The organism is Bartonella sp. AC10YNML, from assembly GCF_042196825.1.
Lineage (GTDB): Bacteria > Pseudomonadota > Alphaproteobacteria > Rhizobiales > Rhizobiaceae > Bartonella.
This window is the reverse complement of sequence record NZ_JBHIRA010000036.1, coordinates 1-6,024: the sequence shown is the minus strand read 5'-3', so window position 1 is coordinate 6,024 and position 6,024 is coordinate 1. Positions and strand designations below refer to the sequence as shown.

The following is a 6,024-nucleotide window of genomic DNA, read 5'->3' as shown; positions in this document are numbered from 1 at the left end:
ATGCTTTAAAACGTCTACCTTTAAAGCAAATATATAAAAAGCTGCACTATGCGTGCAGCTTTTTTGCAAAATTTTCTGATTGCCCTTTTGTATCATTGTCTCTCATATCAGACAACTTCTCTAGCCCATCATCCTTAATACTCCCCTTTCAAAAAACACAAGGAGTTGCTCATCGCTGCCAATAGGCATTGTGCTTGTTTTGGAAAAGAACTCTGAAAACTTCCTTTCTCAACTGATCATCAAAAAAAACTATACAAAGCGTGGGATATACCATAAACACGCAGAAGAAAATTGTACCTTTAGCCTCTTGGGGAGAAGCATTGTGACAAAGAAGAAATCCATGATTTTCGCCCAAATAGGGCTTTTTATTATTTTGGCTCTTAGCAGCTTTGCCGATGAAACAGCGCAGGTCACATTTGCTTTACACTTAGCAGAAAGTACAGCCTCGATTTCAATGCTGCTTTTTGCAGGGCTTATAGGAGCAATTTGTGCAGGACCCATTGCGCCGCGCCTCTTACATCGCTTCCAACCAACGCGAACAGTCCCCATTGTTTTATTGTTTGAAGCATTTTTCATAGCCGCAGCCGCAGCCGCTAACCAATTTTGGCTTTATATTGCCCTTTCTTTTGCACTAGGGTGTGCTGGTTCACTCTTTTGGTCTGCTATCCTTGTTGCTGTACCTGACTTCGCAAAAAATGATCGGCAATTAGACCGTAACAACCGCATTATCCAAACAGTCCGTAATCTCGGCTACATTGCAGGACCACTGTTAGGAGGTGTACTATATGGTCTTTCAAACGGGCAAAAAGGGCTCTTTGCACTATCCATCATGGTTCTCTGTGCAACCTTTATCACTCTCTTCTGTTTTAAAAGTTTAAAAATGCATACGCCAACAACAAACGCAGTACAACAAGCCAAAAAGGGACTAGACTTAAGAGGGCTCTTGCGTAAAAAAAATGTTGTCTATGCTCTTTCCCCCCTCATCATTACCATCACCCTCACCTCGGCTCTTAATGTCCTATCAATTGTCCGCATCCGCACCGAACTGTATTTAAGCGCTGAAACCTACGGGATAATTGCAAGTATGATAAGTCTAGGGCTCGTCGTTGGACCGCTCTGCTTTTCCAGCCTTTTCCACCGCTTTGGCAATGCTGCTGGAGCATCACTGGCTGCGACAATAATTGGATTTGCAATTTTCTGCTTTTCTCTCACACACATTGTATGGTTAATGATGCTGTCATTTTTCATCCTTGGGGGTGCCAACGGTGTGCAAAATGCACTAATGGCAAGTTTTATGATGAAAGCCATCCAAAAAGAACAACGAAACAGTCAAATGCCCGCCTATATCTTTATCATACAAACAGCCGTGTGTATTGGTTTTATCAGTGCAAGTTTTGTAAAAGTGCATCACACCCAATACACACTCCTTATCATCGGCATTGCCACCATGATCACAGGCATATTAGGCTTTACATTAAACCGCGCTCTGCAAAAAAAGGAATGGGATAATGCCTAGCAAACTTTACCATCTTTTCTCTCGAAAAAAAAACATGCCCAAAAATGGCATAAAAATCACCACTTGATCAAATTATTGTATCTCCCATGCAACCCTATACCAAGCAATGTGATTTTGATAAACCATTCTCGTGTGGAGGAGCAAACAACCCAAGCAAATAACCCTTGCCAAAACTTGATATTTTAAAGCAGAAGAAAACAGTTTAACATCATGCAACAAGACCCTATAGGCTTAAACTTTTACAATGGAACAGGTGGTTATATATGGCAACTGGCAGACTATATGCTACATGACTTGAATGAAAGCATCCACACCCTTGCCTTACAAAAAACCACACCGCCCACAGCCATCAATTCTTTTGACGTTTACCCACGTGAACTCAATCCTTTATCACGCGTTCAATGGGCAAAGGACGTACAGATAACGAGAAATAAACCAGCTTTAATTGGAAAACGGCAAATACAACCTGCAATCGTTATTTCTACAAAAGGAGCGGCATTTGGCGGATTCGACTTTCCCACATTTGAAGCACTTCGTGAAGGCTGCCTTGTCCAATCCTTAAAAGAAATCAAACTCAATGGTTGCCTTTTTGACGTGAATAGTCTTTTGATATCACTGCTACGACACGGTCTCATCGAAACAAATCAAAAAGCCTTTTCAAAAAATGATGCAACCGCTCTTTTACGAGAGCCAACATGTATTATCATAGATTCTTCTCTTGGGTTCCTTGCCATTAATCAACTTAATGGACGTACAATCCGGCTTCATGAAAAAACAAAACATCTCTTGAAGCAAGCCACCACACCAATGCATCTTCAACACCCGCTAGAGGATTCAATAAAGTTTCTTGTAAAAGCAGGAATGCTACGATTGATAAAATTATAAGGATAAAAAGATGCAGCTGATAAGACCTGGTATGGGAACAGAAAATAGTGCTCAACTGATCCATGCACTCATTCAAATGGCAAGACCGCGTACAGTCATTGAAATCGGTGCTGGTGATAGTACGCGCTTTATCGCAAGAGCACTCCAAAAAGCAAAACAAGCATGGCAACAGGATAAAAAGCTTCTAGAATCCGCCATTTGGGAAGAGCGTACAGCTTTGCTTGACCCTTCAGGAATTCCTGAAAATTACGAACCTCGGCTTATTACCATTGATGATTTTACAGTAGAAGGTCAATCAGCAGAAGAAGCATGGCAAAGACTTCTTAAAGATGGCATTGAAAAAGATACTGTAACATTTATCAATGAAAATTTTTTCTCTCTTGATGAAAGAACTCTCAAATCTTGGGTGCCAATAGATTTTGCTTGGATTGATGCTGGAACGCCAGCAGATGATGTACGATTTGTTATAACCCTTTGGGAACATATCACACCTGGTGGTTATCTTTGTCTGCATGAACCAACAATGACCACAACGATTGCTCTCAATGGCGAACAACGGATTCGACGTGTTAGAACTCCCATCTGGGAAGAAATTCTCTACCGGCTTGATGGCTCCTATGAAGCTTTAACACTCCCCGAAAACCACAAATATCGCCAGGGTGGTCTGGGAATTATTCGCAAAAGCACCCCAGCCGAACAGGCTACACGCGCACAATCGCTCCAAGCAGAACTCATAGAAATCAATGAACTGCCCATTCGCAATGATCTTTTGCCCATGGGAGCAGAAGCACTTCACAAACGCTACACACGCAATTCGCTCATTTCTGCCATGGCCTCTCCTACCCTGCGCGCTGTTTATGCCGCCATTATCCTTGGTGCAAAAAATCTTACTGATATCCTCCAACATATTGATTCAGATGCCAAAACAATTCACAAATCCATCAATCGCCTTTTGAACCTTGGACTTATTCACAACACAACAAAAGGATTTCAAGTCGAAGAGACAGTGTGGAAAATGCTAGAAAATAAACATGAACGAAATAGGGAAAATTTAAGCGACCGCCATTTAGAAACAGAAGAGATGCTATCAAAAATTGGTGAAGCCTTTCAAATGGGAAAAATCTATAGCGAAACGGAAGTTTCCAAGATATGCAACCTCTTTACGATAGACTTTGCCCGATTACGACGCACTCTTGTTGAGAGAGGTTTTTTACAACGCCATGGAGGAAAATATCAACGCATGCGCTAAAAGAGAATTGAAAAATGATTAGCGAACGCTATCGTTTTTCTTCTCTATTTCAAGAGAATGAATAACCTTCCACTAAAAAAATATAAATTCATTAAAAGGTTACAAAATCATTCATCCCATTCATATGTTAACAATCTATGGGGGGATAGTACATCCTCTTCATAAAGGTTAAAATGGAAAAGCAAGAATGCGGGATGTCAATTGGTTATCAAATAGGATTAGGAACAGTCAAAACCATCAGGAGAAGATATAGGATCAAGGTCTCAATGATCTTACGATTGTTGCGTAGACATCCGCGCACAGTGTTGTTGCTCAATCCAAATCATGCTCGATATTTCTAAAAACATCGTAGAAAAAACAAAAAACAATATTCTTGCAGTGGACTGGCTGGTGAATCAAGAAGGATACTATTTCAACGAAATGTGCACAGCAGAAACAGGGCTGACAAAACTTCCTCAAGAGATACAACAAAATGTATTTGATCATTTAACGACACTTCTATGGAAATTCCATGGGCAAAAATAAAATAACTTTTTTCATCTATAGCACAGTTTTTCTTTCTGAATTTTCCTTTTTCTTTGTACTCCCTTTGCTTGGAAACTCTTCTCTCATAACTGCTGCCAATGTCGCTTTTTATCTCGCTGGATCAGTAATCCTTGAAAGCATTCTCATGGTAACCACAACGAGTTTATTAGAAAGATTTTCGCGTAAACTCTTAATGGCTACCGCCTTTATTTTAAGGAGTAGCGCTTTTGTGTGCATTATCCTATCGCTCACACCTTCTGCATGGTTGATCTTTTTTACCTTAATGGCTTTTTCGAAAGCAATTTCAAAGCCATTTTTGAGAGAAATTTTATCAGAACATCTCAATGAAAATGCTCTTAAGCGCGCATTAACTCTCTATTCTTTTTTTCAAAATGCTGCTGTCGTTATCGCCCCTCTTGTTGCAACGAGTGCCATAAAATACAACGCATCAGTTTTTTTGATGGCTTTTTTTGCACTCATTGGTTTGTATCTTTGTGTTTTATCCATTCAAATTGTTTATCACTACCCCCATAAAAAATTATCTCTTGAAAAGAACAAAAAAATAAAGAATTCTTTTCTTTCTTCTTTAAAAACAATAATATATAATCGCTCTATTGCTTATTTGCTGGTCACGGCTTTGCTTTGTGCATTCCTCATGGGAATTTTCATCACCACCACAACACTTCTCAGTAAATTTGACAGCAATCTCGCCCCTTATAGTGGAATTTTCTTTTCAATTGTTGGCATCAGTATTTGTATCTGGCAAGGAATAATCAATAAACATCTCAGCCTTTCTGATAAATCAACTTTCTACCTATTATGGCTTATGGGAAGTTTCGCTGCATTTTTCCTTATGGGTGGCGTCTTTACCGCTGTGACTGCGTTAATTGCCTACAGTGTCTATGAATCTGTCATGGTTCCAGAAATATACTATCAAGCAGGGAAAACAACCTCATCCCTCTCTACCAGTGTTCTTTTTAGTTATATTCTTGTTATTTCAAATATTGGCCAAGCTGCCGGCTCATGGACAAGTGGATGGATCATCAGCCATTTCAACAATCACATCGCTTTCACCTTTTGCATGATTGTTGGTATCTCCGCCTTTGCTTCTTGCCTTTGCCTTATGCAAACTAAAAAAATAAGGAACTTCAATGTCACATATAACTTTTGCTACTGGGGGCACAACAAGGGTGCCCAAAACACTTCGCCATAAATGGCTCAATTATGATTTTGTAACACACTCTGCGGCAAAAAAGCTCAAAATGGTCTTTAAAGATTGCTCTGTAAACGCCGCTGCAAATTGTCTCATAGCTTAAAGGATTATGGGATAGACAAGCGTAAGGTAGCTACATTCTGCACGAATAATATTCTATTGATATCCATGTGCAATACAGCCAAAACATTTTTCTTATAATTCGCTCATTTTTGCCATGACCTCACCGACACTACACGCTGTCTATACTGTTATTATACTTGGTGCTAAAATTCTTTCTGATATCCTCAAACTTGTCAATTCAGAAACTAAAAACATTCACAAATCTATTAATCGCCTTTTAAACCTTGGTCTTATTCAAAACACAACAGAGGGATTTCAAGCAATCGATAAATTATGGCAAGTGCTAAAAGATAAAAATGTACGAAATATGGAAAATTTCAGCGATCGTCATTTAGAAACAGGAGATATACTTACAAAAATTGCAGAAGCATTTCAAATAGGAAAAAACTATCGCGAAACGGAAACATCAAAAATATGTAGCCTTCCCCTTACCACTTGCCAGTTTCCGTTCAAACATCAGGACCAATGGCTGCAAAAGCAAAAAGCTGCCCCTTTTTTTCTCACGGCATACTT

Annotated in this window: 4 protein-coding genes and 1 pseudogene; all 5 read left to right on the top strand. The window is 39.5% G+C overall.

The window, feature by feature from the left end:
- The first annotated feature begins 322 nt into the window (after positions 1-322).
- On the top strand, positions 323-1,516 hold the full coding sequence (locus ACFINA_RS09220; RefSeq protein WP_375615480.1) for an MFS transporter: 1,194 nt from the start codon (positions 323-325) through the stop codon (positions 1,514-1,516).
- A gap of 210 nt (positions 1,517-1,726) precedes the next feature.
- Entirely contained in the window at positions 1,727-2,401 is a 675-nt protein-coding gene (locus ACFINA_RS09215) for a hypothetical protein (protein WP_375610624.1), read from the top strand.
- A 10-nt stretch (positions 2,402-2,411) separates the two neighbouring features.
- Positions 2,412-3,650 carry a DUF2087 domain-containing protein gene (locus tag ACFINA_RS09210; protein ID WP_375615479.1) on the top strand — a complete coding sequence of 413 codons (1,239 nt, stop codon included), beginning with the start codon at positions 2,412-2,414 and terminating at the stop codon, positions 3,648-3,650.
- Positions 3,651-4,161: 511 nt separating this feature from the next.
- Positions 4,162-5,388, top strand: coding sequence for an MFS transporter (locus ACFINA_RS09205; RefSeq protein ID WP_375615478.1), 1,227 nt, complete (start codon positions 4,162-4,164; stop codon positions 5,386-5,388).
- Positions 5,389-5,605: 217 nt separating this feature from the next.
- Positions 5,606-6,024 (top strand): annotated as a pseudogene (locus ACFINA_RS09200) (hypothetical protein); the annotation flags it as partial.